We start from the raw sequence: 26,224 nt of genomic DNA, 5'->3' as shown, positions 1-26,224 counted from the left end.
CATCCTCAAATAATAGACGTTTAAAAATTCAAAATAAAAGAACTTCTTCTATCAAGCGCTTACAACTGTATGCATAGGTTTAAAAGGTTATAAAAAAGGAGTAACCTAATAGGGAATGTAAATTGCAGAGTCAGAAAAAGATTTATAGGAGGCTATTTTTCACATGAGCGATCTTTTTATAGATTTAAAAAACAAAGTACAAGCAGCGAATCCGGTTATCGTTTTTCCTGAAGGTACGGATGAAAGAATTCTAGAAGCAGTAAGTCGTCTAGCTTCTGAAAAAGTTTTGCAGCCTATTTTGGTAGGAAACCAAGCGGAGGTTTCTGCAAAAGCAGAAGCGGGTGGATTTTCACTTGATGGAGTAGAAGTTCTTAACCCATCAGAATATCCAGAGTTTGATGCATTAGTTGATGCATTGGTAGAACGCCGTAAAGGAAAAACAACAGAAGAGCAGGCACGCAAGATTTTACTGGATGAAAATTATTTTGGCACGATGCTCGTTTACACTGGAAAGGCTCAAGGACTTGTAAGCGGAGCGGCTCATTCTACGGCTGACACGGTTCGTCCGGCTCTTCAAATCATTAAAACAAAAGAAGGCGTTAAGAAAACGTCTGGTGCGTTCATCATGGTTCGCGGCGACGAGAAGTATGTATTCGCAGACTGCGCGATTAACATTGCACCGTCCAGCCAGGATTTAGCTGAATCTGCAGTGGTTTCTGCTGAAACTGCTCGCGTTTTCGGCATCGACCCGAAAGTAGCTTTACTTTCTTTTTCAACAAAAGGATCTGCTGTTTCGCCTGAGACTGAAAAAGTAGTGGAAGCATTAGAAGTTCTTAAGGGGATGGACCCGAACTTTACGTATGATGGAGAGCTTCAATTCGATGCAGCATTCGTACCGTCGGTTGCAAGGAAAAAAGCGCCGAATTCACCATTAAAAGGGGAAGCGAACGTATTTATCTTCCCAAGCCTTGAAACAGGGAACATCGGCTACAAGATGGTTCAGCGTTTAGGCGGATTTGAAGCGATCGGACCTATCTTACAGGGCTTGAACATGCCTGTAAACGATCTATCCCGCGGCTGTAATGCAGAAGACGTTTATAAACTAGCTTTGATCACAGCGATGCAATCACTAGACGTTAAATAATATGGAAAGCCAGCTCTCTGAGCTGGCTTTTGTATGTCTTATTAAGATAATCGGTCTCGGAAAAATACATGATCACATAAAAAAGATCGTTCATCACATAATTTACCATTTAAAGGGAATTGTTGTCCGCTTGAAAAAGACACTGCCACCTAAAGTGACAGTGCCTTCTCATTTCGATCCCACATTCTCTGTATGTTTCCTGGAAGCAGCTCGCTTTCTTCCGATGATAGCTGGCCGCTGTAAAAGAGCTCGCTGTTTTTGTGCAGCACATTCAATAGACGGGCGTGGATATCTGCAACAGTAAGGGGACGGCCGAGCAGCTCGGCCAAACTCGCCATAACATCAGGCTTGATCTCAGGGTATTGAAACTTGGTCGTTTTGCCTCTTAAGCCCCGCTTGTAAAACTCGCCAATCAATGCCGCACGTTCAGAACCGCTGCCATCCACGCAAAGGTAGATCTGCACCGCAACACCGCCGCGCATACGCCGCTGAGAAATGCCTGCGAATTTTTTTCCGCCGATGCTTAAATCATAGCTTCCCGGGCAATAAGAACCAACGATCTCATAGGCTTCAAAAGACGCCCCGTAAGGTTCAAGGAGCTGCTCCACTAATGCGGTCATCGTGTCATAGCCTTGGTTGATGTCGATCGTCCCTTCTTTTTCAGGGAGAATGAGTGAAATGTTCAATACGCCTTCATCCAGTACAACGGCAAGACCGCCGGAATTCCGTACGATCACCCGATAACCGCCAGCCTCCAAGTAATCGATCCCGTCCTTTAGATAGGGAAGCCGTGTATCCTGAATGCCGAGGACGATCGTATTGTGGTGGACCCACGTGCGTGCCGTGGCAGGCGAGTTTCCGCTTCCGATCGATGTGCATAGTGTATCGTCGGTCGCAAAAGACTGCCTCGCATCAAATCCCGGTCCGAGCGTTGACTGGTCGATCAGCCGCCAAGCAGGCTGTTCTAACAGATGATTCGTCATTACAGTTTCTCCGCAACGATAATAAAGGATTTTGGAATGCCGCGGTCAAGTTCGTCTGGATGCGGTTCTTCAACGAGCTGTTTGATCCAAAGACCCTGGCTGCCGATTGCCGTAATGATCTCTCCAAGCGTCCATTGGCGGATTTGAACTTGGAACGGAGCTCGTTCTTCAGAAGTTGCATATTGCAATTCTGGCAGGAATTTGGAGTAAGCGACATCCATCGTTACAAGCTCTTCGCTAAAATAATCACCAGTGACTTTGTGCTTTCTTACGGCCTGACTTTTTCCTTGAGATTCTATCAGTTTTGTAGAAACAGGATGGAAGTCTTGCAGAATCAGTTTTCCGCCTTTTTTTAACAAGCCAGCGACTACCGCAAAGTAAGCGTTCAAGTCGGTGAAATAATGCAGAATGCCGTTTTCCATGAAGGCCATATCATAATCACCTGTCAGTTCTGATGCTGGCAGGTTTAAAATGTCTTCAACAACATAGCGGATGTTAACGTCAGCAGCTTCAGCCAGTTCGCGTGCGTATGCAGCGTTCGATTCTGAAATATCGATAACTGTAGCGTCAGCTCCAAGCAAAGACAATGCGACAGCTTTACTGCCGTGTGATCCTAAAAGGTTTACGATCTTTTTGCCAGACACATCCCCAACATACTGATCGAGTGGCTGAAGCCGTCTTTTTGGATTTTTCAATATGCGGGATACCGCTTTTTCAGGCGCGCCAAAACGGTTGACCCAAGCCTGATAAGAACTGTTGCTCCATGCCTGTCCATTTTTTAATCTTCGTTCTTGATCCATGAATTGTTCCTCCTGCAATCTATATAAAAGTTGAGTACGCTTCTTTGTTAAGTTGATTGGAGCGTAAGGTTTGAGACTCCAGCGCGATGAGTGGGACAGGTGAGACTCCTAATGGTGCAGAGTGCTAGGAGGCTCACCGCACACCCCGCGGAAAGCGAGCATCCTGGAGCGTAAATCAACATCGAGCCATATAAAACTATCATTTCCGTTATAAGCTTTATCTAGTATAACTCATATTGAAAGGGGAAGAAAATGGTGGATTTATGGCACCTTTTGCCGATATAAATGAGAGCAGATATAGAAAAAAATAGTGGTTGTTTTGAAAGTTAGTAACACGATACAATAGGGTATATTCTATTAGATAAATCACACATTCTATTAAATAAATCACACATTTTGTTCAGAAAAAACCTTCTCAACATGATTATTGAGGAAGGGATTTTTCTTTTTTAAGAGAACTCTTACCTATAAATGCTGGCAGAAGGAGCAGGAAAAAATTCAATGGCGAAACCATTAGGAAAGCTGCACGAAGAAAAAGTGTTTAAAGACCCGGTACACCGCTATATTCACGTTCGGGATGAACTGATCTGGCGGCTGATCGGCACGCGCGAGTTTCAGAGACTGCGAAGAATAAGGCAGCTGGGTACGACATATCTAACGTTTCATGGAGCAGAACATAGCCGTTTTAGTCATTCCCTTGGCGTTTACGAGATTACAAGACGAATCATAGATATTTTTCAGGAAAAACAAACATGGGATCCAGAGCAGCGTCTTCTTGTTCTATCCGCAGCGCTTTTACATGATGTGGGACATGGTCCGTTCTCTCACTCCTTTGAAAAAGTGTTCGGCGTAGATCATGAGGAGTTCAGCCGGGACATCATCTTAGGTGATACAGAAGTGAATAGCGTCCTTTTGCAAATGGGAGAAGATTTCCCGAAGCAGGTTGCAGAAGTGATCGCGAAAACACACCCTGACAAGCTGATCGTCAGTCTGATCTCCAGTCAGATTGATGCGGACAGAATGGATTATTTGCTGCGTGATGCGTACTTTACTGGGGTCAGTTACGGAAATTTTGATATCGAACGAATTCTGCGCGTAATGCGGCCTACTGAGGATGGCGTTGTCATTAAATCCAGCGGCATGCATGCGGTAGAGGACTATATTATGAGCCGTTATCAGATGTACTGGCAGGTTTATTTTCATCCTGTTACGCGCAGTGCAGAAGTGATTTTAAGTAAAATTCTTCATCGGGCGAAGGAGCTTTACGAGACAGGGTATACATTTAAAAGAGAGTTGTCTCATTTTAAGACACTTTTTGAAGGCAGCGTGTCTTTAGAGGATTATATATCACTCGACGAGGGTGTCATTCATTATTATTTTCAAGGCTGGATGGATGAAGAGGATCCGATTTTAAGTGATCTTTGCATCCGTTTTATCGACAGAAAACTATTTAAGTATACTGAAATGGTTTCATTTACAGACGGTCATTTATTGTCTGCCTATTTTCAGGAAGCTGGAATCAATCCGAAATATTATCTTGTCGTCGATTCATCTTCTGATCTTCCGTACGATTTTTACCGTCCTGGTGAAAAAGAAGAGCGGCTACCGATTAATCTGTTGAAACCAAACGGAGAGATCCGGGAGCTATCAAGAGAATCAGATGTGGTTGAAGCGATATCAGGAAAGCGCCGCACCGATCATAAGCTGTATTTTCCGCTAGATTTGATCGAGAGCATTAAAGACGAGTCACTAAAAACGAAGATAAATGAGATTTTACATAAATAGAACGAAAAAGGATGTTAGGGGGAAGTGCTGTGTTTGAGGATCATTTAAAGGTTGTCACTCTGATTCAGGAAGCCGGTGAAGTGATAGGCCGAAAAAAGCTTCAAAAAATGGTGTATATTGCGAAGAAGTTGAACTTTCCTTTTCAAGAAAAATACCAGTTTCATTTTTACGGACCGTATTCTGAAGAACTGACGCTGAAGATTGAAGAGCTTTGCAACATGGGTTATATACATGAAGTGAAGGAAAAGGTAAGCGGCTATTCGCAATACCGATATGCTGTGAACGAAGAAGGACAGAAGCTCCTATCAACTTATGGAGCAGAAATCGAGTTGCTGGGTGATTGCGTTCGATCTATGAATGAACAATCGTCCCGCTTCTTGGAACTCGTATCGACGATCATGTATTTTGATAAGTTTGATGCAGATGAGATCAAAGAGAAGGTTCAAACGGTAAAAGCAAAGCAGAAGTATACGGAAGAAGAAATGGAAGAAGCTTTTGCTTATATTTCAAATTTAAAAAATACAGTGCAATAGAAATAAACCTGTTTGAGGGCTGCTTTTGGCCTAAGGACAGGTTTTTTATTTACCATTTAAACTGTAGAGGGTGACCGTGATGATACAGTCCATAAAAGTAGATGAAGCCTAGAAATAAAGATAACGGAATAATTAAGCCAAGGAGAGTTGTTACAAAACCTAGGAAAATACTTTTTTCGTATAAACGAGTGCCGTAATAACCGATTCCAAGGGCTAAGGACATTAAAAATAAAACAGTAGAAACAAGTACTAAATTCATGCTAGCACCCCTTTGTTAACAGCATATCCACCTCTATATGACTGTAAACGACAGTTTATATGAAACTTTTTAATTCTGATTGCGACTAATAGGAAAAAGGAGGGCTTAGTGATGAAAAACATGAAGCTTATTTTTATGGCATGCCTGCTCGTTCTCCTTGCCGCTTGCGGCAGTAAGCCAGCACCTGAAGAGGACAATAAGAGCGGAGCACCCAAAGTAGAAAATGATATGCCAGCAGAAGCAGCTGGTGTGAAGGCAGAAGTGAAACTTGAAGATGGAAGTGAAGAAGCTAAAATTACGCTGAAAAACAGTTCGGATAAAGAGATCGGAACAGGAGTCGCTTTTACTCTGGAAAAGTGGGAAGACGGAAAATGGAACAAGGTCAATCCAGATCAAATGTTCACCGAGCAGATGATCATGGTGAAAGCAGGAGAAAACTATGAGCAGCCGATTGAACTAAAGGATCAAGAGGCAGGAACATACCGAGTAGCGAAAACTTTTTTTGAAGAAGAAAAGAAGCATGAGGTAGCGGCGGTATTCGAAAAGAAATAATAAAAGACCGGTTTCAGCCATAGTTAGTCTAGAGCTGACCGGTCTTTTTACTTATTTTATTCAGATAAGTGCTTTTGAAGGGGCAGCCAATAATTTTCATGCCATCCAGCTTCAAGGTGTGGTTTTTGCTCTTCTGGAAAACCTGAATGTGTAAAGACAAGCAATGTCTCATCACCCTTTGTTTGTATATCAAACTTTGCAATGGAATAGACACCGGGTTCCCAGTTTGCTGCACGCCATGCTTGTACAATTCGCTCGTTAGCAACAAGTTCAATTGTTCTGCCTTCAATCATGCCTCCGAATAAAGAAAAATGGCCGCCTTCTTCAGGTACGATTTTTGTTGGTGCACCACCTGTTACTTCACTAAACTGCTGTTCATTTAATAGCGTTTCATACACACTGTTAGGGCTTGAATGAATAATAACTTCTTGATAAATATTTGCTGACATATTTTATTCCTCCTAAATTACTTTTTACCTGTACCCCAAGGATCAGGTTCGATATTCTGACCTTCTGCCAATCGTTGAAGTCTCGTCATGTAGTGAGTCCAGCCTTGGTCATTGGACGTCATTTTTTCGCTCGGAATATCAAAATGATTTAATGTGAGAAGCGTACCGCTTTCTTGAGGTGTCAGCAGAAATTCTACGGTGCTCGACCCGGGCGGCATGATTTCTAAGCCTTCCCATCCCCAAGTTAGTACTACTTTTTCATAGGGAGTAATTTCTTTATATTCTCCTAATGCAATGTTTTCTCCGTTGATATCTATTCTGTATTTACCGCCGATTCTAGGTTCAAGCAAAACTTGCTGTCCGATCCAGCGAACCATTTTATCGGGATGAATAAAGAATGAAAATAAGGTCTTTGGTGAACACTCAATAAAAATCTCTTTTGTAAGTACTGGGGTCTTATCGTTCATTGTTTCTCCTTTCTTCCTCTTCTGCAGCTTCTTTTAAGCGCAATAAGCTATCGTCCCAAAATTGATCGATAAACTCTTTTAAATCTTTAAAACCTTCCTTTCGTATTCGGTAATAGCGCTTTGTTCCTGATTTCCGTACTACTACAAGTCCGGAATTTTGAAGAACCTTCAGATGCTGCGAGACAGCGGGAGCAGAGATCTCAAACTGTTCTGCGATAGCAGTAGATGTTAACTCTCCATTGCGCAATAAATTTAATATTTCCCTTCGGCTAGGGACTGATAATGAAGCGATCACTTTTTCTATCATGTTTATAATTTAGCATTCACTTAATTAAGTGTCAACTTAATTTAAAAAAGAGCATAAAAAAGTCATCCGCATTGGGATGACTTCAAATTTTTTAGTGTGGCAAAAACGCTAGCTGATAGAAGAATAAGACAGCGAACAAATAGACTAAGAAAGGAACTTCTTTATATTTGCCTTTAACAATTTTTAAAATTGGATAAGAAATGAATCCAAGTGCGATTCCTGTAGCGATGCTTGAAGTTAGCGGCATCGTTAAGATGATTAAGAACGCCGGAAATGCTTCGTCAAGCTCGTTCCAGTTGATTTTGCTAAGTGAGCCAAGCATCAAGCTTCCAACGATGATCAATGTTGGTGCTGTAATCGCAGCAAGACCTGAAATCGCACTTACGAGTGGTGCGAAGAATGCAGCAGCGATAAACAGTATAGCAACGACTACAGATGTTAAACCTGAACGTCCGCCTGCAGCAACACCTGATGAAGACTCAATGTAAGCACTTGTTGGGCTTGTTCCGAAAGCTGAACCGACAGTTGTTGCTACTGAATCTGCTAGAAGCGCCTGGCGCGCACGAGGCATCTTATTGCCTTTCATTAGACCAGCTTGCTCTGCAACACCAACCATTGTTCCCGTTGTATCAAAGATCGTTACAAGTAAGAAAGAAAATACGACAGCATATAATCCATATTGGAACACATCTCCAAATGCTGTGATCGGGTCGCCGAAAATGAAAAATTCGTTAGGAAGATTCGGCATCGACATTATTTTGTCCTCGAATTTTAACTGTTTAGTGAAATAAGCAATAGCACCAGTGATGATCATTCCGAAGAACAATGCACCGTTCACGTTAAGAGCCATTAAAATGAGTGTAATCGCAAGTCCGCCTAGTGCGAGCAATACTGTAGGCGAATGCAAGTTGCCAAGTCCAACTAAATTTTCAGGGTGTGCAACGATAATTCCTGTTAAGCGCATACCGATAAAAGCGATGAAAAGTCCGATACCAGCTGTAATTCCGTGCTTTAAGTTTGCTGGAATCGACTCGATTAATTTTTCACGAAACGGGGTTAACGATAATATAACAAAAAGGATACCCGCTACAAAAACAGCACCGAATGCGATGCGGTAATCAATATTTGTATTGTTTCCTACTACTGAGAATGCAAAATACGCGTTTAAACCCATTCCTGGAGCAATGGCTATCGGATAGTTAGCGAGTAATGCCATCCATAATGTTCCGACTACTGTGGCAATGATCGTTGCCATAAAGACTGTATCAAAAGGAACGCCAGCTGAATGTAAGATGATTGGGTTAACAATAACGATATAAACCATTGTTAAAAAGGTTGTAATACCCGCCGTAATTTCAGTTTTTACTGTTGTACCAAGTTCTTTTAGCTTAAAAAAGGATGAAAGCATATGTTTGGACCTCCAAAATACGAACGATTTATAAGTACATGATATATAATATTCGTTTTTAGGTAATTATTCAACCTATTTATGAGAAGTTTCTTTCTGAGAGTTTTTGCTCTTTTTTGTGATACAATACGTGGTAACAATGAATTGTTTAGAGGAGCTGGAAGCATGAAAGATTTTTTCAATTCCAATAACGCCAAAGACGGCGATAAAAAGAAAAAAGGTATGGGGTTCACCATTATTTCAGGTGACTCGACTGACGGTCATGGCGGATACGGTGTTGGAAGCTTAACGCTAGATCACGTTACACCTGTAATTGTAGATGTGGTAGACGCTGTAGCGTATATCGATATGGGCGCTATGCACGCTCGAAGTGATGTTGAAAAGCGCATTAAGTTCACTCCGAATCGCGAAGATACGCCAAACCCAAGATTGTATTGGCTCGTTTGGGTGACGATCAACCGCGGTCCAGAGGGTCCTTATTATTTCGGTTTAACAGCTTGTGAGATGCAAGTAGACGTTGAAGCACGAAGAGGATATAAAAGTTTGCCTGAACACGTGAATCGCATGGATAAATCCATGAAGGGCAAAGTCATCGTCGAGGATATGGATGTGAATGCCCGCCGAGTGCTCGGAAATTTCTTAAAAGAGCATGATGAAGAAATGTTTAATCGTTCTGGAGATGAAATCAAGTCTTTAGTGGAATAAAAATGGCAAAGTTATGAACCTTTTTTGAACATTTTTTAAAAAACTTGTGACAAGAAAGCACTTCCATTAAACTAATAGATAGCATTGTACACACAATGTTTCTAGGACAATAAAGTGCCCGGGACCCTCGTATAGGTCTCGGGCATTTTATTTTGTTCTGGATTTGTGTATGGGTGGGTGAGTCGAAAAGGTACGAAGGGTGTCGACTCGCGGATATATGCACTAAACTCGCGGGATTATGGTCAATTCTTGCGGGATTAACGTAAGAATTTCAGGAATTATGGCTAAAACTTCAGGAATAATTGGTTAATGCTTATAAAAATCCCCGCCAGCTCACAAGCTGACAGGGATCCACCGACTCACCAAGAAAAGATCCGCTTGAAAAATCCTTTTTTCTCTTCTTTTTTCTCCAGTTTTTCTTTTATTTCTTTAGAAACTCCGTGTTCATCACAAAATTCTACAGGTTCTGTTCCTTTTTCATAATACGAGATGCGCGTTACCGGGCAGCTTTCCGTTGCGAGCTTTCCGTTTTGCGGGTTGATCGTGACTGCGGTTACACCTTCTGGCTGCTCAAAGGACAAGATCTGTTTGTTTTTCAATGCACCCTCCATAAAATACGCCCAGATCCGCTTTGAGTATCCTGTATCATTCACATCATGCAGCTCTTCGTTATTATCGTACCCGACCCAAACTCCAGTTACGAGCTGTGGTGCATAACCGACCATCCAGCTGTCATTTGGTGTGGAGCCAGACTTCCCAGCCATTGGCCGAGTCAAATAATGATTGATGCTTGACCCTGTTACACTCGTATAATCATTCAGTTTTTCATCAAACGTTCCAGCTAAAAGATCTGTCATGACAAATGCTTTGTTTTCATCAATCACTTGTTCACTCTCATATTCATGCTGATAGAGTACTTCACCTTTTGAATCGGTAATTTTCGTAATGAAAACAGGGTCCGCTTTCTTTCCGCCGTTTGCAAAGACTCCGTATGCATTTGTAAGTTCTAAAACGCCGACCGCTTTTGAGCCAAGTGCCAAGGAAGGGATCCCTGCAAGCTCGCTCTTAATGCCGAATTTCTTTGCTGTTTTTACAAGCTTATCCGGTCCTAAATAAAGGTTTGTTTTTACCGCATAGATGTTGTCGGAAAGAGCGAGTGCTTGTGCCATCGTTATAAAGTCGTTTGCGTAGCGATTCTTAAAATTTTTTGGTTTATAATTTGTGACTCCGTCTGCCATAGCAAATGTTGTTGGTTCAGACTTGATAGGAGTTGAGGCTGTATACCCGTGTTCCAGCGCTGTATAATAAAGGAACGGCTTAAAGGTTGAACCTGGAGCTCTTCTAGCCTGTAGTGCGCGGTTGAACGAACTTTCTTTAAAATTCCGCCCGCCAACTAATGCTTTTACATCACCACTGCGAGGATCCATCGCCACAAGAGCAGTCTGTATATTGCTGTTATCGATAATCCGGTTTTCAATCGTGTGCTCTGCTACCTCCTGCATATGAGGGTCGAGTGTTGTGTAGATGCGCAGACCGCCGAACTGAACCGAGTTTGTATTGATGTTGAGTTCCTTTTTCAGCGTACGCATGACAGCATCCTGAAAATATGGTGCAACTGCTGCAACTTCTTCGTCCTCTTCCTGAACATAAGTTAATTTTTCAGAAACGGCGTTCTTTATCTTTCCTTTTTTGATAGAACCGTCTTCGGCCATACTTGTCAGGATGATTTCCTGTCTCTTTTTTGCGTTTTCTTCATGCAGGATCGGAGAGTAATAGCTCGGGCCTTTCGGAATTCCAGCGAGCATGCTTGATTCAGCAAGTGTTAGTTCCTCAGCATTCTTTCCGAAATAGTACCGGGAAGCGGACTGGATTCCGTATGATCCGTGTCCATAATAGATTGTGTTTAAATATCCTTCTAAAATCTCATCCTTTGAATAACTCATTTCGAGACGAAGTGTATAAAAAGCCTCTTGAAATTTTCTGCGCCATGTTTTTTCATGCGTTAAAAAGAGGTTGCGGGCATATTGCTGTGTGATCGTGCTTGCTCCTTGTACTTTAGAGCCGGCTTTAATATCAGCTAATAAAGCGCCTGCGATTCTCTTAAAATCAAAGCCATTATGTTTATAGAAACTCTTATCTTCAATTGATATCGTAGCTTTTATTACATCTTTATCTATTTTTTTAAGAGGAAGCCAGTATCGGTTCTGTCCGCCATTGTTAATCTCGCCCATCTTAGAACCGTCGGCTGCATACATGATCGTTGTTTGCGGTACTAAAAGAGCAGGTGGACCCATGAGTTTGGCAAGCAGCAAAAGTCCGATAAATGATAAAACAAGACTTCCTGAGGCAATAAGTCCCCATTTTTTGATCCAGCGTATTTTTTGCTGTTTCGTAGCTTCTTTATAAATCTGCCAAAACTTCATAATCCGCCCTCCTTAAAATCCACTTTTCCTTATCTAGTATGGTGAAAAAAGGCTTCTCTTAAACGTAGGTTCTTTTCTAGATAGCATCCTGTTGAAAAAAATGATTGGAGTGGAAGGTGCGAGACTCCTGGGGGATTAGCGGGACAGGTGAGACTCCTAACGGCGCATAGCGCAGAGGAGGCTCACCGCACGCCCCCCGGAAAGCGAGCATCCTGAAACGGAAATCAACTCCTCATAAATGCTATAATGTCAAAAGATGAAGGAGGTAGAGAAATGCTTATACAAAACATTCGTTATATGACGGTGGCTGAAGATGGCAAATGGACCGTTAATTCTGGGGAAATCCTTATTAAAGACAACAAGATTGAGAATATAGGAAACTTTACATATGAAGAATCTATCGAAAAAGTAGACGGAAAAGGCATGCTCACCTTGCCTGGACTAGTAAATGGTCATCAACATACGCCGATGTCGTTATTGCGCTGCTATAGTGATGATGTGCCGCTTATGACATGGCTGAACGAAAAGATGCTGCCTCTTGAAATGAAAATGATCGACGAAGACCGGTACTGGGGAGCTCTTTTATCAATGGCAGAGATGATTAAGGGCGGAACGACGGCATATGCAGATATGTATATCGGAATGGATCAAGTAGCTGAAGCTGCAGTGGAATCTGGAATCCGGGCAGTCATTGCACGCGGGCTTATCGCGATGGATGATAATTATGAAGGGCGTTTGCGAGAAGCTGCTGATGTTGTTGACCGATGGCACGGGAAAGGCAATGGCAGAGTGACAACGATGATCGCTCCGCATTCTCCGTATATGTGTCCTCCAGACTTTTTGAAAGCAGCAGTCGGACTTTCTAAAGAGAAGGACGTACCATTGCATATTCATCTTGCAGAGACGAAAGACGAAGAACGCATGATTCAGGAAAAATATAAAACGAGACCTGTTCAATATTTGCAGCAGGCAGGTGTTTTCGAACGGCCAGTTCTGCTTGCACACGGTGTTCACTTTAATAATGATGATTATAAAATTCTTGAGTCTGTTTCAGGAGGGATTATTCACAATCCAGTCAGCAATGCGAAACTCGGATGCGGCATAAGCGATGTTAAGAGACTGCTTGAATCTGGGATTAAGGTGGGGCTTGGAACAGATGGACCGGCTAGCGCAAGTTCACTTGATCTGTTTTTTGAAATGAAAGCAGCAAGTTGGTTCCAAAAGCTGAAATATGAAGACGCTGCAGTTTTGAGTGCCCATGATGTACTAACGATGGCGACACAAAACGGAGCAGACATTTTAGGGATAGGCGAAGAAACAGGATCATTAACGGTTGGTAAAAAAGCAGATTTGATCTTGATGGATATGAACAAACTGCATCTAACGCCTGGTCATGAAACGGCAAATCTGCTCGTGTATGCAGCGACTGGACAAGATGTTGATACAGTGATCATCGATGGGGAAATCGTGATGCGAGGCCGAGAGCTTAAAACGATAGACGAAGAAAAAGTGATGGCAAACGCGAAAGAGCGGACAAAACAGCTCTTAGGGCGGTTGTGAAATAAGAAAAAGCACCCAGAGCGGGTGCTTTTTTTCGTACATTATGAAACTCGCTGTTCTTCTTTAACAGGTGCCTTTTCCCATGCTTCGAGTTCGCCAAGTTCAGGGATGCTGTCTGCATAGAACACTGGGTCTTTTCCGCGTTTTCGCTGTTCGAGATAATGACGCAATACTTTAAAGGCAAGTTTCCCTAATAGCGCAAGTGCTACAAGGTTGATCGTTGCCATGAATGCCATTGACAAGTCTGCTAAATCCCAAACGATCTGAAGGCTCGCTAACGCGCCGAACATGACCATGCCAAGCACAGCAATACGGTAGATGAAGATATTTGTTTTACTCTTTTTAATGAATTCAATATTTGTTTCACCATAATAGTAGCTTCCGATAATGGAGCTGTAGGCAAACAGGAAGATAGAGATCGCAATAAAGATACCAGCCCAGCCTCCTACATGTGATTCAAGTGATGCTTGAAGCAGTTCGATCCCAGTAAGATCTGATTTTCCATAAGCATCTCCCATAAGGATGATGAAGCCAGTAGCACTACATACTAGCAACGTATCAACAAATACACCAAGTGTTTGAATTAATCCTTGTTTTGCCGGGTGGCTGACTACAGCTGTAGCAGCTGCGTTCGGTGCACTTCCCATACCGGCTTCGTTTGAGAATAATCCCCGTTTTACACCATTCATGATGGCAGCACCAATTCCTCCGCCGACTGCCTGTTCAAGTCCAAAAGCACTCTTGAATATTAATGCAAACACTGCAGGTACTTGTGAGATGTTTGTAGCCATTACATATAGACCTAAGATGATATAGAACCCTGCCATAATCGGAACGATAACTTCCGAAACTTTAGCGATACGCTTCACTCCGCCAAAAATAACAAGTGCTGTAAGTCCGACTAAAGCTAGTCCAATAACAGTACGGTTTGTTCCAAATGCAGATTCAAAAGCTAAAGAAATGGTATTGGATTGAACCGCGTTAAAGATTAATCCGAATGCCAATGCAATAAAGAAAGCAAAAATGATGCCAAGCCAGCGGGCGTTTAAAGCTTTTTGCATGTAATAAGCAGGTCCGCCTCTAAAGCCTTCTTTATCCTTAATTTTGTAAACTTGTGCAAGTGTACTTTCAATAAAACTTGTCGCTCCACCAAAGAGAGCAACAACCCACATCCAGAAGATAGCTCCAGGACCACCGATCGCAATAGCGATTGCGACACCGGCTAAGTTACCCGTACCAATACGTGTAGCAGCTCCAATACAGAATGACTGGAAAGATGAGACTCCTTTTTTACCCTCTGTAGTAACCATCGCTTTGTCTGTCAGAATACGAAACATTTCCTTGATCATGCGAAGCTGAACAAACTTTGTTTTAACGGAGAAATAAACGCCAAGTCCAAGTAATCCCCCGACAATGACATACGTCCATAACAAGTTGTTCATAAAGCCGATAAACTCATTAGCAATGTTCATAGAATTCCTCCCTGAAAGTTTTTATATAATTCTCAAAAATCAGTTTAATACACGTTTCGACATTTTTCGATAATTTTTGACGTTTTTGTGAATGGGAATTTATACAAGTTAGAGAGTTAGCAGGACGGAAGCACTATCCAGCTAGGTAGGGGACTAGGTGTATCACAAGGAAGTCTCTTTCAAAAGGTTGTTATTTTTTGATGTTTTATTAATGTTCATCGTTGAATAGTTGATTGGAGCGGAAGGTGCGAGACTCCTGCGGGATTAGCGGGACAGGTGAGGCCCTGCAGGCTTGAAGAGCCTAGGGGGCTCACCGCACGCCCCGCGGAAAGCGAGCACCTGGAGCGGAAATCAACCACTTTCAATAAAAAACGCCCGTGCAAAATACACGGACGAATGGCGCGCCAGAAGGTACACACGAGCCGGAAAAGCGAGGCCGGGTCTTCTAAACGAAAACCCGGATGCCTTTACACGTGTGACAGAGGCCTATTTATTTTTAGACGTAAGGACAGTAACGATAAGCGAGCTAAAAGCGACCGCAAACATCAACGCCTCAAAGATCGTCAGAGGCATCACCCCCCTTAACTGTAAGCTGCAAATACAGCGAGATGTCCAGCTTCAGTTTAAAAAAAGGGAATGCGCCGGCCGTCTGTCCTTCTGAACGCTTTCTTCATTATATCATTTAATGGCATGTTAAAAGTCAGCCAAAAGAAACAGGGTGAATGTACTATTTTTAGGATGAGCAGAATAGGGAATCATTGAGAGTGGGCGTATTATGAAATGTCATGATTTCTCGGTGTTCATTTCTCTAAAAAAATGATTTGGAATCTTAGGTCCTGGAATGCTATAATCATTTTGTTTGTAAAAGAACGAAACAACGATGCCTGGCATTTCAAATATATATTAGGAGTGAGACCAACATGAGTATTTGGTTTACTGAAAAACAAACAGAAAACTTCGGAATTACGATGAAGATTAACAAAACATACGTATCTGAGCAAACAGAATTTCAAAAGCTTGATATGGTTGAAACAGAAGAATTCGGAAACATGCTGATCCTTGATGGCATGGTAATGACGACACAAAAAGACGAGTTCGTTTACCACGAGATGGTAGCGCATGTACCTCTTTTCACGCATCCAAATCCTAAGCACGTTTTAGTAGTTGGCGGAGGAGACGGCGGAGTAATCCGTGAAGTTCTTAAGCACCCATCTGTTGAAAAAGCAGTGCTTGTTGAGATCGACGGAAAAGTAATCGAGTACTCTAAAAAGTATTTGCCTGAAATCGCTGTTGACTTAGAGAACCCGCGTGTTGAAGTAAAAGTGGACGACGGCTTCATGCACATCGCAACAAGCGAGAACGAGTATGACGTTATTATGGTAGACTCAACTGAGCCTGTTGGACCTGCTGCAAAGCTATTTGAAAAAGGTTTCTATGAAGGAATCTCTAAAGCACTTAAAGAAGACGGAATCTTCGTTGCGCAAACAGACAACCCTTGGTTCACACCTGAGTTGATCTCTCAAGTTTTCAGTGACGTTAGCGAGATCTTCCCGATCACTCGTCTTTACACAGCAAACATCCCGACTTACCCAAGCGGACTTTGGACATTCACGATTGGTTCAAAGAAACACGATCCATTAGAAGTACCAGCTGAGCGTTTCCACGATATCGAAACGAAATATTGGACACCACAGCTTCACACTGCTGCATTTGCATTGCCGAAGTTTGTAAGTGACCTATTGAAATAAAAAGTGAGAGGGGAGCTTTTACAAGAGCTCCCCATATTTTACATATAAGGAGTGTAAAACTTATGCGTTTTGATGAAGCTTATTCTGGAAATGTATTTATTTTAAGCAAGCCTGATTATAAAACGGCAGATGCAGTACTTTACGGAATGCCGATGGACTGGACTGTTTCCTTCCGCCCTGGCAGCCGTTTTGGTCCTGCTAGAATACGCGAGGCGTCACTAGGATTGGAAGAATACAGCCCGTACATGGACAAGCATCTTGAAGAAGTGAACTACTTCGATGCAGGAGATATTCCATTGCCGTTCGGAAATCCTCAGCGTTCATTGGATATGATTGAAGAGTACGTTTCTACACTATTAGCCGACAACAAGTTCCCGCTCGGCATGGGTGGAGAACACCTTGTAACATGGCCTGTTTTTAAAGCACTGAAGCAAAAATATGATGACTATGTCGTAATCCATATTGATGCACATGCTGATCTTCGCGAGCAGTATGAAGGGGAAGTGTTATCTCACTCAACGCCGATTCGCAAAGTTTGTGATCTAATCGGAGCAGAAAACGTGTATTCTTTTGGAATCCGTTCAGGCATGCGTGAAGAGTTCGAATTCGCTAAAACAAGCGGCATGCATATGTATAAGTTTGACGTTGCTGAGCCACTGAAAGAAGTTCTTCCGACGTTAAAAGGACGCAACGTTTATGTGACGATCGACATCGATGTGCTTGACCCATCTGCAGCACCTGGAACAGGAACGGCAGAAGCGGGCGGAATTACATCTAAAGAGCTTCTTGAAGCGATTCAGCTGATCGCGAAAGCAGACATCAACATTATTGGAGCTGATTTAGTAGAGGTAGCTCCCATTTATGACCCTTCAGAACAAACACCAATCGCAGCAAGCAAATTTCTTCGTGAAATCTTGCTTGGCTGGGTGAAATAATAACTATTTTTCTAGAAAAAAAGGATGCAGTTCCGTTTTGGGGGCTGCATCCTTTTGTTTTTAATAAAATAGGTACAGTTTCGGTGAAAAGAAACTGTTCTTTAATTATACCGTGTCGGGTATGAGGGCGAATAATCCCACATTAAAAGACTTTATTACAGAGTAAAGGGTTTTTATTACAGGGTAATCATATTTAATTCCACGGATAACAGAAAATAACCAGGAGTCGACATTCTGTGACAAATTTCGCGCGCCGTATACCCATACATCTCTACTCAAACAAAAAAGCTACCCCCTACAAAACGGGATAGCTTTCAAACCTGCTATTGCGCTAATTCCTGAAGCTGTTCTTGCTTTCTCCCTTTAAAGAACAGAATAGCTTCCACTGCAAAATATACGGATGATGCTAAACAAACATAGATCCAAATTTGCTGCAGCTTTGCAACTTGCCAAATATCAAGCAGCATGAATAGAGATGGAAGCGTTAATGTTACCCATGACTGAACAAAAGCGACTCTTCCAATGTAAGCTTCATAAGGCTTTTTGAGAGCAGATGATAAATAGAACAAGCACCATAAAAATGCCCACATCACCCAAATAAGAGCGTTAAGTGCATCGTTTTCTTGAATGTAAAAAACTACTGCATATACGAGCGCCATCATCGCAACCCATAGAGAGTACCAGCCGAGACCGGTGGAATCGTACCCTTTCAAAATCGTTGCCCCTAAATAGAGATAGGTGAATCCAAATAAAAAAACAGCCCCATTGTTGAACATTGACCAGTTCGATTGGTCAGATGTAATGATTAAATAGAGCGGCGTAATGACCTGCAAAGCTCCAACTAATATATTAAAAAACGCTACACTTTTTTCTTCTGCTTTACCGAGCAGCATTAAACTGTTCAAAAACAATGCCGCACCAGAAAATAATAATCCGATAGCACCCATAAAATTCCCTCATTACTTTTTAAATTTGTTTCTTTCCGTAATATTGTTGCTATAGAAGTGGTTGATTTCCGCACCAGGATGCTCGCTTTCCGCGGGGCGGGCGGTGAGCCTCCTCGGCTTTGTATGCCTGTGGGGTCTCACCTGTCCCGCTAATCCCTCAGGACAAGGAAAGCTTCGACAGCGATACATCGCACGATGAAAATGTGAGTTTTCATTTTCGAGGAGTCTCGCACCTTGCGCTCCAATCAACTTGCAAACGAAGGTTCTCAGAATAAATCGATTTAAAAGCAACAATCTTTTAGATTATAGACAATAAGAGGTCTGACCTCCTACATTGAATAAATATATAGAAAGAATAAAAGTAAATCAATGGGAACTTAAAGAAATATAAGTGTTTTGTATGACATTTTCATTGAAAAATATCAGAAAATGTCGAAATTTGTTATGCATTCAAGTCTTTTTTGCTATAGTTATGAGTAGATAAATGTCAGTAAAAAGGGGGGAATGGTCGTAATGGAAGCGATTACAAGAGATATGAAATATATACAGGATTTTATTGACCAGCTTTCAGAAGCAGTTGTGCTTGTTGCACCTAGCATGAATATTGCTGCAGTGAATCATCATTTTCTAGAATTGACAGGAGACGCAGCTTTTTTAAAAGGAAAGTCTATTGATGAAATCGTTTTGCGTCACAAAGATGGAGAAGATGGAAACCTTTTAACAGCAAAAGGCTTTATAAGTGTGAAGGTTAGTGAAGGCTTGCTGCCTGTTAAGGAAGATTTCTACCGGTATTTTATATTGAAAGAGCAGCCTTCGGTCGTTCACTCCTGCCAGGAGCCCTTATTAAAAACGCTGATGAACATCGTTCCAGATTTTATTGGGATAAAAGATGGAAACGGTCGCTTCTTGTTTGCAAACGAATTTGTCGGCAAGCTTTTTGAACTGCAAGGATTTGATTTTACAGGGAAAACAGATGCTGACCTTCAAGAGATTAAACCTTTTTTTCGAGATGTCTTTCAATATTGTATTGAAACGGATGAACAAGTCTGGCAGGCGAAGGAAATTGTCCGCTGTGAAGAATTTGTACCTGCAAAAGACGGAAGCACGCGCTTTTTTGATGTCTATAAAATTCCTGTGTTTAATCCGGATGGCTCCCGAAAAAACCTGCTCGTTTTTGGGAGAGAGGTAACGGAAAAGATCGAATCACGCGTGCTGCTGGAAGAGAGTGAAGCGAGATACAGGCTGCTCGCTGAAAATGCGATGGATATGATCACAACACATACGATGGACGGCACATATACGTATGTATCTCCTGCTTGTGAAATACTGCTTGGTAGAAAGCAGGAAGAGCTAATCGGTAAAACAGGCTATTGGCTGCTCCATCCCGAAGATGAAGAAGCAGCTTGGAAAGGTCATGAACAATTAATGGAAGGACCATGCACAGCTACTGTTCAATTCAGGCTGCAGCATAAGAATGGACATTTCGTCTGGATCGAAACGTCTTGTAAAAGCATTGCGGATGATACGGGAAAAGTAGTTGAGATAATAGGAGTTACCCGTGATATATCGGAACGTAAAAAGTCTGAAGAAATGCTCCGCCAATCGGATAAACTTTCGATCGTCGGCCTGCTTGCCGCATCGGTAGCACATGAGATCAGAAATCCTTTAACCTCTTTAAAAGGATTCATTCAGCTTTTTCAGGAATGCGAACAACTCGACGCTGCGAACTATTACAACATTATGCATAAAGAATTGAACCGCATCGATCAAATCATGGGACAGCTGTTATTGATGGCAAAACCGCAAGCGAAGTCTTACAAAAAAACATCGCTTCGGGAGCTCGTTGAGTTTGTAGAAACATTGCTTCAGCCAGAGGCACTTGTACAAAATGTTGAGATTCAAAGTGACTTGTGTGAAAAACTGCCGTATATTACTGCTGAGGAAAATGGACTGAAGCAAGTATTGATCAATGTGGTTAAAAACGCCATGGACTCTATGGCAAAGGGTGGAATCATCTCCATTGAAGGAAAAAGGGTAGATGATTGCATTCATTTGATCGTAAAAGATCAAGGATGCGGAATCCCGGCAGACCGTCTTGAAAAGCTTGGAGAACCTTTTTACACAACAAAAGAAAAAGGGACCGGCCTTGGCTTGATGATAAGTTCAAAAATTATGAAAGAGCATAAAGGTGAGCTTAAGTTTCATAGTGAGGAAGGCAAAGGAACGACGGTTAGTATGATACTGCCTGTTTAAATAGTGAAGGCTGACTCGTAATCATGAGTCAGCCTTTTCGTTTAATCAAAGCTTTAATGATATACTATTTCTATATTAAGTTACATTAAAGGTTTTTCAGGGGGGATAAAGTGACTGATAATCAGAAAAATTTAATGTCTAATTACTATTCATTGAAGTCTGTTTCCCAGAAGATGTTTAAATTGATTAGTAAACAATTAAATGTGAAAACTACGTATGTAACCAAAAGAGGAGAAACAGCGATGACTGTCCTCAGTTCCTATAATGAAGAAGAAGAGATTATACCAGAAGGATACAGTGTAGAGTACGGTGGAACGTATTGTCGTTTAATCATCATGAATGAAGGTGACGTCATGCATACCACAAACTTAATGAAAGATGCTATTACAAGAGAGTTAGAAGTTACTGGTCAATTAAACGTCAAAGGTTTCTTAGGTGTGACGTTAAAAGATTTAAATGGAAATGTGTTCGGTACGTTATGTGTGATGGACAGAGAAGAAAGAAATTTTTCTGAAGACGATATTAACTATCTAAAATCAATAGCTGATATATTATCTCACATGATTGAGCTAGATCAGACAAAATACAATATCGGATTTTTAAGTGTTCCGATTATCCCAATTACAAATGGCATATCCATTCTTTCTTTACAGGGTATTGTAGATGACAAACGTTCGGAACAGATCATGAGGGAAGTACTGCAAGCTGCTGCAAATCATAAAATAAGTTACTTTATTATTGATCTATCTAAGCTTCTTAATGAAGAAAATGAATTCCCGGAAGTTCTTTTCCATATGACCGACGCACTAAATTTAATGGGTGTGGATACGATCATTACAGCAGTTACTCCCGCGTTTGCCAAGGAACAGGCTAACAATAGAGATTTAAATAAATTAAAAACTAAATTCGTCAATGACATAGAGTCTGCTCTTGAATACATAGGCTATTCATTAGTCGAAAAATAATGCTTCATCTCTCTCATATAAAAAGACCAATCCGCCATAGAGGATTGGTTTTATTACGCGTTAAATATTTACTGAAAAGTTATGTCTAATTATTTTATACATTCTCAGGCTCTGCTACTTTTACAAGCTGTTTTCCGGTGTTTTCCCCAGAAAACAGTCCTAAAAAGGCATCTACTGTGTTCTCGAAGCCTTCAACAATGTTCTCACTGTATGAAAGCTTGCCTTCTTTTAGCCATTTTGCAAGCTGAACGGCACCCTCTTCAAAATGAGCCGCATAATCACTCACGATAAATCCTTTCATAAGCGCACTGTTAATCAGAAGCTGACTTTGAATGCGCGGTCCTACGTCCATTTTTTCTAAATTATAAAGAGCGATCTGTCCGCAGATGGCAATACGCGCACCTTTATTGATCTGGCGAAGAACATGATCGGAAATCTCGCCGCCAACGTTGTCAAAATATACATCCACACCATCTGGACATGCATTCTTCAGCGCTTTATAAACATCATCTGTTTTATAGTTGATCGCTTCATCAAAGCCTAATCCATCTTTCAAATATGAAATCTTCTCATCAGACCCGGCGATCCCAACAACTCGGGTACCTTTAATTTTAGCGATCTGGCCGACGATTGTTCCTACTGCTCCAGCTGCCCCGCTGACAACAACGGTTTCACCTTCTTGCGGGTTGCCGATATCAAGCAAGCCGAAATAAGCAGTTAAGCCTGTCATTCCAAGTACACCAAGGTTTGTGGTAAGCGGTGCAATAGAAGGGTCAAGCTTTCTTACTGAAGCATCACTTACGGCATTGTATTTTTGCCAGCCGAGGTTGCCGATTACAAAATCGCCTTCAGCCAGTTCGCTTGAACGAGATTGGATTACCTGTCCAACTACACCGCCTGAGATGACTTCGTTCAATTCAAAAGGAGGCACATAAGATTTTGTATCGTTCATGCGCCCTCTCATATATGGATCTACAGAAAGATAGATTGTTTTCACTAATACTTGATCATTTTCAAGCTCTGGAATTGCTGTTGCTTCAAAGCGGAAATCACTTTTTTCTGGTGTTCCCTTTGGACGGTTCACTAATAAAATTCTTTCGTTTTTCATCAACATCCTCCTCAGAAAATCATTTATCTTCTCGTTGTCATCATACCCGCAATCAAATCTCATGCCAAAACAAACGCTCATTTTCGTTTTTTTTTGGATAAATTCACATCTAAAATGAAATGATTTTCTTAAAGTACACTCATAAGGTTGAATGGGAGCAGTGAAATCTTTTATAATAGGTAAGTTAAAGGCAAGGTTACACCAAAAAAGGAAGTGTTGTTCGCATGGATCAAGATACGGAATTGTCTGTTGCGCTTGCAATAAGTTCAGAAGTCCATTTTAGCGGTGAAAAAGAAAAGCATTACACCGAGACAGACGGAAAGCTCTATAAAAGAGGAGACGTGACTTATCTTCAATATAAGGAAGAGATAGAAGGTGCGGGTTCTGTCAATAATGTTATTAAAATCACACACGCTGGAATTCTGATCATCCGCTCAGGCAGTGTATCTATGAAACAGAAATATTTAATCGGCCAAACAACAAAAGGGATGTACGACAGCCCTTATGGCCAGCTTTGGATGGAAACCACCACACACGAAATGAATTTCCGGTGGAATCAGCAAAATCAAACAGGGGATCTCAAACTCGCGTACGAACTGGTTCTGCAGGGTGAACATACAGGAACACATCGGATCAAGATTAATTTTCAGGAGGCAAAAGCATGAATATCCTTGACCAGGTCAAGCACCTGTTAAAAGAAGAGATTGAAGAAGCGGCAGTTAAAGCAGGACTCGCTAAAAAAGAAGAGCTGCCGGAAGTGGTTCTTGAAGTACCGAAAGATAAAGCACACGGAGATTTCGCGACAAACATGGCGATGCAGCTTGCGCGTATTGCGAAAAAAGTGCCGCGCATGATTGCGGACGAGCTTGTTGCGAATTTTGATAAAACACGAGCATCGATCTCGAAGGTAGAGATTGCCGGTCCTGGATTCATTAACTTTTATATGGACAATTCTTATTTAACGGAGCTTGTGCCGACTGTTTTAAAAGCAGGCAAGGATTATGGGCGCACTGAAATTGGCGGAGGCAAGAAAGTTCAGGTTGAGTTCGTTTCAGCGAACCCGACAGGAACACTTCACTTAGGTCATGCGCGTGGAGCGGCAGTCGGTGACACGATCTGTAATATTCTTGATTATGCTGGCTATGATGTTTCCCGCGAATTTTATATTAATGATGCAGGAAACCAGATCAACAATTTGGCAACATCCATTGAAGCCCGTTACTTCCAGGCGCTTGGCAAGGATAAAGAAATGCCTGAAGATGGCTATCACGGTGCAGATATTATTGAGTTCGGAAAAGATCTTGCTGCGGAATACGGCGATTCTTGGCTTGAAAAAGATGAAGCTGAACGTGTAAGCTTTTTCCGCGAATATGGTCTTAAGCGTGAATTAGAAAAGCTGAGAGAAGACTTGGCTGAATTCCGCGTGGATTTTGATGTTTGGTTCTCAGAAACGTCTCTTTACAAAAACGGAAAAATCGATGCTGCGCTTGAGAAGTTAAAAGCAAAAGATGTTGTTTATGAGGAAGAAGGAGCGACATGGTTCCGTACGACAGATTACGGTGATGACAAAAACCGTGTACTGATCAAGAATGACGGTTCTTACACTTATTTAACACCAGATATCGCATATCATAGTGATAAGTTTGATCGGGGATTTGAAAAGCTGATCAACATTTGGGGAGCTGACCACCACGGTTATATTCCTCGTATGAAAGCGGCGATTCAAGCTTTAGGCTACGAAAAAGAACAGCTTGACGTGATGATCATCCAGCTTGTTTCTCTTTTCCAAAATGGAGAAAAAGTTCGTATGAGTAAGCGTACAGGGAAAGCTGTAACACTTCGCGAGTTGATGGAAGAAGTGGGTATCGACGCAACTCGTTATTTCTTCGCGATGCGTTCCAACGATACTCATCTTGATTTTGATATGGACTTAGCGGTATCAAAATCAAATGAGAACCCGGTGTTCTACGTGCAATACGCACATGCCCGCGTTTGCAGCATGCTTCGCCAAGGGGAGGAAATGGGACTTTCTTATAGCGGAGATGTAGATCTATCACAGATCGATTCCGAAAAAGAGTTTGAACTTCTTAAGAAAATCGGAGAATTCCCAGCGGTTATTAATGAAGCGGCTGAAAAACTATTAACGCACCGTGTAACGAACTATGTATTTGAGCTAGCTTCTGCTCTTCATAGCTTCTATAACGCAGAGCGTGTGCTCGATGCTGAAAATAAAGCAAAATCAGAAGCGCGTTTTGCTTTAATGAAAGCTACACAAGTTACAATTGAAAATGCGTTGAACATCATCGGAGTAGAAGCTCCAGAGCGAATGTAATACGATCAAAAAACCTGTCTGCCCGCAGGTTTTTTCTTTTTATGCTCGTCCCTGGGGATTTATGCTCGTCCCTGGGGATTTATGCTCGTTCGTGGGGATTTATGCGCGTTCGTGGAGATTTATGCTCGCTCTGGGAGATTTATGCTCTCCCTGGGAGATTTATGCTCGCCTCTGAGAGTTCACTGCCCTCTTTAGTCCTGAAAAAGGAAATTCTCTTCTTTTCTTGAATTCTAATAGGGCAGTTTTCAGACGAGGGGGAATTTATTATGACAACATCAAGCAAAAGCCCGTTTGTGATCGGGGAGATCGAAGGGTATTCGAAAGATTTTTCAACATTGATCAGTATGATGGACTACACGCGAGAAACAACGATAAGAGCCGTTCAGGATCTATCGGTCGAAGCTCTAGATTACAGAATTAACGGAACAGGGAACTCGATTGGGATGCTGCTCGCACACCTAGTGGCGGTGGAGAAGATTTATCAATATTTAACGACTGAGGCCAAAGACTTGCCGGATGAAGAAATTGAACGATATGCAGACACACTTCAGCCCGCCTTGGATTTAGGCGAGGCGGCTATAATCATTTCGGGCAATCCAGCTGAATTCTATCTAGAAGACATGGCAAAAACGCGTGAAAAATCGCTTGAGCTCTTTAGGCAGCTTCCTGATTCATGGCTCTATGAAACCACACCATGGTGGGAGGATGAGCTCTCAAATAACTATTTTAAATGGTTTCATGTTTTTGAAGACGAACTAAGCCACCGCGGTCAAATCCGAATCATTAAAAAACATTATGAACTGTCTCAAAAATAATAAGGGTGCTATTCAATTTGGGATATTGTTCGCACATCGAGCCATATTATAAAGAGATAGATTTGGTAAACTCGATTCGATTAGGGGGTACATATAGATGAAATTAATTCTTTTATCGATCATTACGGGTGCCGTTGTAGGATTTGTGTTTGCGATGTTCAAATTGCCGATCCCAGCACCGCCTGCTCTTCCGGGAATCATGGGGATAGTCGGTATTTATTTAGGATTTCAGCTATACGGATGGGTAGCTGCTACTTTTTTGAAGTGAGGGTAT

Annotated in this window: 25 protein-coding genes; 14 read left to right on the top strand and 11 right to left on the bottom strand. The window is 41.8% G+C overall.

All coding sequences use genetic code 11. From position 1 onward, the window contains the following. The first annotated feature begins 163 nt into the window (after positions 1–163). Entirely contained in the window at positions 164–1,144 is a 981-nt protein-coding gene (gene pta, locus ABE41_RS19585; protein ID WP_066294072.1) for a phosphate acetyltransferase, read from the top strand. A gap of 149 nt (positions 1,145–1,293) precedes the next feature. On the opposite strand, the gene ABE41_RS19580 is transcribed toward pta, so the two are convergent. Both ABE41_RS19580 and ABE41_RS19575 read right to left on the bottom strand, forming a co-directional pair. After that, positions 1,294–2,127 (bottom strand): octanoyl-[GcvH]:protein N-octanoyltransferase, encoded by an 834-nt coding sequence (locus ABE41_RS19580; protein ID WP_066294070.1) that lies wholly within the window; start codon positions 2,125–2,127, stop codon positions 1,294–1,296. Further along, the gene (locus ABE41_RS19575) at positions 2,127–2,927 is read right to left on the bottom strand and encodes a class I SAM-dependent methyltransferase (RefSeq protein WP_066294068.1); all 801 of its coding nucleotides are present in this window, start codon (positions 2,925–2,927) and stop codon (positions 2,127–2,129) included. Before ABE41_RS19575 ends, ABE41_RS19580 begins: the two co-directional genes overlap by 1 nt. A gap of 501 nt (positions 2,928–3,428) precedes the next feature. Between ABE41_RS19575 and ABE41_RS19570 the strand changes: the two genes are divergently transcribed. Together ABE41_RS19570 and ABE41_RS19565 are read left to right on the top strand one after the other, a co-directional pair. Further along, positions 3,429–4,712 (top strand): HD domain-containing protein, encoded by a 1,284-nt coding sequence (locus ABE41_RS19570; protein WP_066294992.1) that lies wholly within the window; start codon positions 3,429–3,431, stop codon positions 4,710–4,712. Positions 4,713–4,741: 29 nt separating this feature from the next. Next, positions 4,742–5,245 (top strand): YwgA family protein, encoded by a 504-nt coding sequence (locus ABE41_RS19565; RefSeq protein ID WP_066294067.1) that lies wholly within the window; start codon positions 4,742–4,744, stop codon positions 5,243–5,245. 49 nt (positions 5,246–5,294) lie between these two features. Here the strand turns inward: ABE41_RS19565 and ABE41_RS19560 are convergent, their stop codons facing one another. Next, complete coding sequence (locus ABE41_RS19560) at positions 5,295–5,504, bottom strand: hypothetical protein (protein WP_066294066.1); 210 nt, start codon at positions 5,502–5,504, stop codon at positions 5,295–5,297. A gap of 111 nt (positions 5,505–5,615) precedes the next feature. Here ABE41_RS19560 and ABE41_RS19555 point away from each other — a divergent pair, with 111 nt between their 5' ends. Next, the gene (locus tag ABE41_RS19555) at positions 5,616–6,056 is read left to right on the top strand and encodes an immunoglobulin-like domain-containing protein (RefSeq protein WP_066294060.1); all 441 of its coding nucleotides are present in this window, start codon (positions 5,616–5,618) and stop codon (positions 6,054–6,056) included. A 56-nt stretch (positions 6,057–6,112) separates the two neighbouring features. Here the strand turns inward: ABE41_RS19555 and ABE41_RS19550 are convergent, their stop codons facing one another. From ABE41_RS19550 to ABE41_RS19535, 4 genes are all read right to left on the bottom strand, one after another. Continuing rightward, the gene (locus ABE41_RS19550; protein WP_066294059.1) at positions 6,113–6,505 is read right to left on the bottom strand and encodes an SRPBCC domain-containing protein; all 393 of its coding nucleotides are present in this window, start codon (positions 6,503–6,505) and stop codon (positions 6,113–6,115) included. Positions 6,506–6,522: 17 nt separating this feature from the next. Next, positions 6,523–6,972 (bottom strand): SRPBCC family protein, encoded by a 450-nt coding sequence (locus tag ABE41_RS19545; RefSeq protein ID WP_066294058.1) that lies wholly within the window; start codon positions 6,970–6,972, stop codon positions 6,523–6,525. Continuing rightward, the gene (locus ABE41_RS19540; protein WP_066294056.1) at positions 6,962–7,279 is read right to left on the bottom strand and encodes an ArsR/SmtB family transcription factor; all 318 of its coding nucleotides are present in this window, start codon (positions 7,277–7,279) and stop codon (positions 6,962–6,964) included. The genes ABE41_RS19545 and ABE41_RS19540 overlap by 11 nt, the downstream gene beginning before the upstream one ends. Positions 7,280–7,370: 91 nt before the next feature. Beyond that, on the bottom strand, positions 7,371–8,687 hold the full coding sequence (locus ABE41_RS19535; RefSeq protein WP_066294054.1) for an NCS2 family permease: 1,317 nt from the start codon (positions 8,685–8,687) through the stop codon (positions 7,371–7,373). 165 nt (positions 8,688–8,852) lie between these two features. On the opposite strand from ABE41_RS19535, the gene ABE41_RS19530 reads away from it, so the two are divergent. Beyond that, positions 8,853–9,392, top strand: a complete 540-nt coding sequence (locus tag ABE41_RS19530) for a YwhD family protein (protein ID WP_066294052.1) — start codon at positions 8,853–8,855, stop codon at positions 9,390–9,392. A gap of 359 nt (positions 9,393–9,751) precedes the next feature. Here the strand turns inward: ABE41_RS19530 and ABE41_RS19525 are convergent, their stop codons facing one another. After that, a complete protein-coding gene (locus tag ABE41_RS19525; protein ID WP_066294049.1) occupies positions 9,752–11,815 on the bottom strand; it encodes a transglycosylase domain-containing protein in 2,064 nt (687 codons plus the stop codon). Positions 11,816–12,088: 273 nt separating this feature from the next. On the opposite strand from ABE41_RS19525, the gene ABE41_RS19520 reads away from it, so the two are divergent. Beyond that, positions 12,089–13,375: an amidohydrolase gene (locus tag ABE41_RS19520; protein ID WP_083207895.1), complete on the top strand. Its 1,287-nt coding sequence runs from the start codon at positions 12,089–12,091 to the stop codon at positions 13,373–13,375. Positions 13,376–13,416: 41 nt separating this feature from the next. Here the strand turns inward: ABE41_RS19520 and ABE41_RS19515 are convergent, their stop codons facing one another. Continuing rightward, positions 13,417–14,847: an alanine/glycine:cation symporter family protein gene (locus ABE41_RS19515; protein WP_066294044.1), complete on the bottom strand. Its 1,431-nt coding sequence runs from the start codon at positions 14,845–14,847 to the stop codon at positions 13,417–13,419. Positions 14,848–15,767: 920 nt separating this feature from the next. Between ABE41_RS19515 and speE the strand changes: the two genes are divergently transcribed. Then, positions 15,768–16,595 (top strand): polyamine aminopropyltransferase, encoded by an 828-nt coding sequence (gene speE / locus ABE41_RS19505; protein ID WP_066294040.1) that lies wholly within the window; start codon positions 15,768–15,770, stop codon positions 16,593–16,595. Between the two features lie 62 nt (positions 16,596–16,657). Continuing rightward, complete coding sequence (gene speB / locus ABE41_RS19500) at positions 16,658–17,530, top strand: agmatinase (protein ID WP_066294038.1); 873 nt, start codon at positions 16,658–16,660, stop codon at positions 17,528–17,530. 323 nt (positions 17,531–17,853) lie between these two features. Here the strand turns inward: speB and ABE41_RS19495 are convergent, their stop codons facing one another. Then, positions 17,854–18,477, bottom strand: a complete 624-nt coding sequence (locus ABE41_RS19495; protein ID WP_066294036.1) for an AmiS/UreI family transporter — start codon at positions 18,475–18,477, stop codon at positions 17,854–17,856. Between the two features lie 513 nt (positions 18,478–18,990). Here ABE41_RS19495 and ABE41_RS19490 point away from each other — a divergent pair. Beyond that, the gene (locus tag ABE41_RS19490) at positions 18,991–20,730 is read left to right on the top strand and encodes a PAS domain-containing sensor histidine kinase (protein ID WP_066294033.1); all 1,740 of its coding nucleotides are present in this window, start codon (positions 18,991–18,993) and stop codon (positions 20,728–20,730) included. A gap of 110 nt (positions 20,731–20,840) precedes the next feature. Further along, positions 20,841–21,695: a GAF domain-containing protein gene (locus tag ABE41_RS19485; protein ID WP_156774320.1), complete on the top strand. Its 855-nt coding sequence runs from the start codon at positions 20,841–20,843 to the stop codon at positions 21,693–21,695. A gap of 94 nt (positions 21,696–21,789) precedes the next feature. Here ABE41_RS19485 and ABE41_RS19480 read toward each other — a convergent pair whose 3' ends face one another. Continuing rightward, on the bottom strand, positions 21,790–22,809 hold the full coding sequence (locus ABE41_RS19480; RefSeq protein WP_066294031.1) for an NADP-dependent oxidoreductase: 1,020 nt from the start codon (positions 22,807–22,809) through the stop codon (positions 21,790–21,792). A 218-nt stretch (positions 22,810–23,027) separates the two neighbouring features. Here ABE41_RS19480 and ABE41_RS19475 point away from each other — a divergent pair, with 218 nt between their 5' ends. From ABE41_RS19475 to ABE41_RS19460, 4 genes are all read left to right on the top strand, one after another. After that, complete coding sequence (locus ABE41_RS19475; RefSeq protein ID WP_066294028.1) at positions 23,028–23,468, top strand: YwiB family protein; 441 nt, start codon at positions 23,028–23,030, stop codon at positions 23,466–23,468. Continuing rightward, positions 23,465–25,135, top strand: coding sequence for an arginine--tRNA ligase (argS, locus tag ABE41_RS19470; protein WP_066294025.1), 1,671 nt, complete (start codon positions 23,465–23,467; stop codon positions 25,133–25,135). Before ABE41_RS19475 ends, argS begins: the two co-directional genes overlap by 4 nt. Before the next feature lie 266 nt (positions 25,136–25,401). Next, on the top strand, positions 25,402–25,950 hold the full coding sequence (locus tag ABE41_RS19465) for a DinB family protein (RefSeq protein WP_066294024.1): 549 nt from the start codon (positions 25,402–25,404) through the stop codon (positions 25,948–25,950). A gap of 97 nt (positions 25,951–26,047) precedes the next feature. Beyond that, entirely contained in the window at positions 26,048–26,218 is a 171-nt protein-coding gene (locus ABE41_RS19460) for a XapX domain-containing protein (RefSeq protein WP_066294023.1), read from the top strand. Positions 26,219–26,224 lie beyond the last annotated feature (6 nt).

The sequence above is a fragment of the Fictibacillus arsenicus genome (genome assembly GCF_001642935.1).
In the GTDB taxonomy this organism is placed as follows: Bacteria; Bacillota; Bacilli; order Bacillales; family Fictibacillaceae; genus Fictibacillus; species Fictibacillus arsenicus_B.
The sequence above is the reverse complement of the archived record's forward strand: the minus strand, read 5'-3'. Positions and strand labels throughout refer to the sequence as shown.

Coding starts and splice junctions, on each gene's coding strand:
- pta (WP_066294072.1), top strand. CDS start 164: ATGAGCGATCTTTTTATAGATTTAAAAAACAAAGTACAAGCAGCGAAT.
- ABE41_RS19580 (WP_066294070.1), bottom strand. CDS start 2,127: ATGACGAATCATCTGTTAGAACAGCCTGCTTGGCGGCTGATCGACCAG.
- ABE41_RS19575 (WP_066294068.1), bottom strand. CDS start 2,927: ATGGATCAAGAACGAAGATTAAAAAATGGACAGGCATGGAGCAACAGT.
- ABE41_RS19570 (WP_066294992.1), top strand. CDS start 3,429: ATGGCGAAACCATTAGGAAAGCTGCACGAAGAAAAAGTGTTTAAAGAC.
- ABE41_RS19560 (WP_066294066.1), bottom strand. CDS start 5,504: ATGAATTTAGTACTTGTTTCTACTGTTTTATTTTTAATGTCCTTAGCC.
- ABE41_RS19555 (WP_066294060.1), top strand. CDS start 5,616: ATGAAAAACATGAAGCTTATTTTTATGGCATGCCTGCTCGTTCTCCTT.
- ABE41_RS19550 (WP_066294059.1), bottom strand. CDS start 6,505: ATGTCAGCAAATATTTATCAAGAAGTTATTATTCATTCAAGCCCTAAC.
- ABE41_RS19545 (WP_066294058.1), bottom strand. CDS start 6,972: ATGAACGATAAGACCCCAGTACTTACAAAAGAGATTTTTATTGAGTGT.
- ABE41_RS19540 (WP_066294056.1), bottom strand. CDS start 7,279: ATGATAGAAAAAGTGATCGCTTCATTATCAGTCCCTAGCCGAAGGGAA.
- ABE41_RS19535 (WP_066294054.1), bottom strand. CDS start 8,687: ATGCTTTCATCCTTTTTTAAGCTAAAAGAACTTGGTACAACAGTAAAA.
- ABE41_RS19530 (WP_066294052.1), top strand. CDS start 8,853: ATGAAAGATTTTTTCAATTCCAATAACGCCAAAGACGGCGATAAAAAG.
- ABE41_RS19525 (WP_066294049.1), bottom strand. CDS start 11,815: ATGAAGTTTTGGCAGATTTATAAAGAAGCTACGAAACAGCAAAAAATA.
- ABE41_RS19520 (WP_083207895.1), top strand. CDS start 12,089: ATGCTTATACAAAACATTCGTTATATGACGGTGGCTGAAGATGGCAAA.
- ABE41_RS19515 (WP_066294044.1), bottom strand. CDS start 14,847: ATGAACATTGCTAATGAGTTTATCGGCTTTATGAACAACTTGTTATGG.
- speE (WP_066294040.1), top strand. CDS start 15,768: ATGAGTATTTGGTTTACTGAAAAACAAACAGAAAACTTCGGAATTACG.
- speB (WP_066294038.1), top strand. CDS start 16,658: ATGCGTTTTGATGAAGCTTATTCTGGAAATGTATTTATTTTAAGCAAG.
- ABE41_RS19495 (WP_066294036.1), bottom strand. CDS start 18,477: ATGGGTGCTATCGGATTATTATTTTCTGGTGCGGCATTGTTTTTGAAC.
- ABE41_RS19490 (WP_066294033.1), top strand. CDS start 18,991: ATGGAAGCGATTACAAGAGATATGAAATATATACAGGATTTTATTGAC.
- ABE41_RS19480 (WP_066294031.1), bottom strand. CDS start 22,809: ATGTTGATGAAAAACGAAAGAATTTTATTAGTGAACCGTCCAAAGGGA.
- ABE41_RS19475 (WP_066294028.1), top strand. CDS start 23,028: ATGGATCAAGATACGGAATTGTCTGTTGCGCTTGCAATAAGTTCAGAA.
- argS (WP_066294025.1), top strand. CDS start 23,465: ATGAATATCCTTGACCAGGTCAAGCACCTGTTAAAAGAAGAGATTGAA.
- ABE41_RS19465 (WP_066294024.1), top strand. CDS start 25,402: ATGACAACATCAAGCAAAAGCCCGTTTGTGATCGGGGAGATCGAAGGG.
- ABE41_RS19460 (WP_066294023.1), top strand. CDS start 26,048: ATGAAATTAATTCTTTTATCGATCATTACGGGTGCCGTTGTAGGATTT.